This window comes from Phormidium sp. CCY1219, assembly GCF_055795085.1.
The window spans coordinates 1-2,751 of the sequence record NZ_JAYFEQ010000377.1; the positions used below are offsets into that span (position 1 = coordinate 1).

Annotated in this window: 1 protein-coding gene; it reads left to right on the top strand. The window is 52.1% G+C overall.

Annotated features, from left to right (window positions below; genetic code table 11):
- Positions 1 to 236 precede the first annotated feature (236 nt).
- Positions 237 to 2,276: a polysaccharide biosynthesis protein gene (locus AC0QH1_RS07250; RefSeq protein WP_324630327.1), complete on the top strand. Its 2,040-nt coding sequence runs from the start codon at positions 237 to 239 to the stop codon at positions 2,274 to 2,276.
- Positions 2,277 to 2,751 lie beyond the last annotated feature (475 nt).

Genomic DNA, 2,751 nt, shown 5'->3' on the forward strand with positions numbered 1-2,751 from the left:
CCCCCGCTATTCTTCCCGACACTGACCCTTCGGGTACAGTGCGGGGCTCCTAGCGGTTAAGCTAATATGAAGATTTTTTGCAAATCTTCTGGTACCAGAAGCACTCGAAGCGATTCCCGGGGGATTGAGGGAACTATCCGCCATCCGAGAAATTCATAGTCCCTATGAAAATTGCCCTCAAATTCTGCCGAGCCGAATCCAAGCATCCCAAGCGTGATGGAATTTAGAGAGTTTCCATGATTCAACACTGGCCCATCGAAAAACTAGCCACCGCCATTCAAACCACTGCGGCCTCCCTATCCCGGCCACAGAAGCGCCTGATGCTGATTACCATCGACATCGGCTTATTTATTATCGCCATCGGTGGGGCATTTGGGCTGCGGTTCAGCCACCCGCTCCCCCTGGAAAAAATCCAGCCGTACATCTGGTTAATTCCAATCCTGATTCTAACCAAGCCCCTGGTCTTCCTGGCCACGGGAATGTACCGCCCCCTGTTGCGCTATGCAGGAGTGGAATTCTTAGCCACCGCCGCCAAAGCGGTCCTCTTCAGCTCTGGAGCCTTCGTCCTGCTGGCCTATTTACTGGAATTTTTACAACTGCCGCGCTCCATCCTGGTCAACGACGCCCTCCTCACCCTGCTGCTCGTCGTTAGCGTCCGCCTTTCCCTGCGCTGGTTCGTCAATACCATTATCTGCCTCACCCGCCAAACCCAAGCCCCGGAGCGACTGGTGATTTACGGTGCCGGCGCTGCCGGCTCGCAACTGGCCCAAGCCCTCGCCCATCACCCCGCCTACAAACCAATCGCCTTTGTAGATGACGACCCTTCGGTGCAAAATCAAAACTTGCAAGGACTGCCGGTGTACGCCCCCCGGGAGTTACCGAAACTGCAGGCTCACAAGCCATTTGACACGGTTTTAATGGCCATGCCTTCCGTGGAGCGCATCCAGAAACGACAGATTCTCGATCGCCTACACGCCTGGTCGATTCCGGTAAAAACCATCCCCTGTATCGGGGAACTCCTCTCCGGCAAACTCTCGATTAGCGAAATCCGCAATATCGATATCGTGGACCTCCTGGGGCGGGAAGAAGTGGCTCCGGATCCCGAGTTGCTGCAGATGAACATCACCGGCAAATCCGTGCTGGTTACTGGCGCGGGCGGCTCCATCGGCTCGGAATTGTGCCGTCAAATCGCCCAACAGCAGCCCAAATGCCTGGTGCTTTACGAACTGGGGGAATTTGCCCTTTACAACATCGACCTGGAACTGGGGGAAACCTATCCCCATTTGCAACGAGTGGCTTGTTTGGGGTCGGTGACGGATGAGAAGCGACTCTCATCGGTGATTGCCAACTATCAAGTGGAGACGATTTATCATGCGGCTGCCTATAAGCACGTGCCGTTAGTCGAATCCAATCCCGCTCCGGGAATTTTAAACAATATTTTAGGAACTTGGATGGCGGCGCGTTGTGCCATTGCCGGTAGCGTTGCCAATTTTGTCTTGATTTCCACCGATAAAGCGGTGCGTCCCACCAATATCATGGGCGCGAGCAAACGAGTGGCGGAACTGCTCATTCAAGCCTTGGCGGAGCAACGCACCACCTCCACCTGCTTCACCATTGTCCGATTTGGCAATGTCCTGGACAGCAGCGGCTCGGTGGTGCCGCGCTTTCGCAAGCAGATTGCTGAGGGACAGCCGATTACGGTTACTCATCCGGATATGACGCGCTATTTTATGTCCATTCCGGAGGCGGCGCGTTTGGTCATCCAAGCCAGCTCAATGGGCAAGGGCGGTGAAATTTTCTTGCTCGATATGGGCGAACCGGTTCGGATTTACGATTTGGCCATCCAGATGATTCAGCTCAGTGGATTGGTGCCGGGACAAGATATTGAAATTAAAATTACGGGTTTAAGACCGGGGGAAAAACTGCACGAAGAATTGCTGGTAGACAGCACGAATGCCAGAGCAACCCAGCATCCGAAGATTTTCTGCGCCCGAGAAGCGAAAATCCAGTGGGAATTTTTGCAACCGCGTTTGGAAACCTTGCTGGAAACGGCTGGCGATGATGACGCTGCCGGCATCTGCACCCAATTGCAGCAACTCATCCCGGAATATCAGCCGCAGAAAGGTTCCCTACAAAAGTACCCTCGCCTCAAACCGCTGTTCAACCAAAAGGAACCCAAGGCAATCAGTAGCGGAAATTTGAATCGGTTGGGGAAAAAAGACTCCCCTGGAGTATCTCCGCGCTATGAAGTGCGAACCTCGAGCACTGAGGGATGAGAGGAGAACGGTAGGGGGTGCGAGCGTGCAGGGGAGGGGAGTGTGGGGGCGGCTGTATTGAGGTGTATTGCAGCGATCGCGATCGGGCAGATTCAGCGGGCGATTAAACTCGCGCCGAACCAGGCCCTAGCGCGTAAGCTATGCGCCACAGCGCTATAGTCCGCGTAGGCGGATTCATCCTTTTTACGAAAGAAAAACGAGAGTTTGAAAGCTACGTTTTTTAAAACGTAGATGAAAAACGAACGGCAACTTTAGTCGCCTTTAAAAATAAGTCAAAAAGGTTGTCATTTCTTATTTTTTAATGTGATAATTGTATCATGGAGGTGATAAAGATGTATGGATGCCAACAAGAATTAATTAAAGGGAAAAGTGAAAAGGGAAAAGGGAAAATTTTATTCTTCACTATTCACTATTCACTATTCACTATTCACTATTCACTCTTCACTTTTCCCTTTTCCCTAGTTAATGCCGATAT

What these genes read in the sequence shown, in the direction of transcription:
- AC0QH1_RS07250 (WP_324630327.1), top strand. Translation starts at nt 237, where the DNA reads ATGATTCAACACTGGCCCATCGAAAAACTAGCCACCGCCATTCAAACC.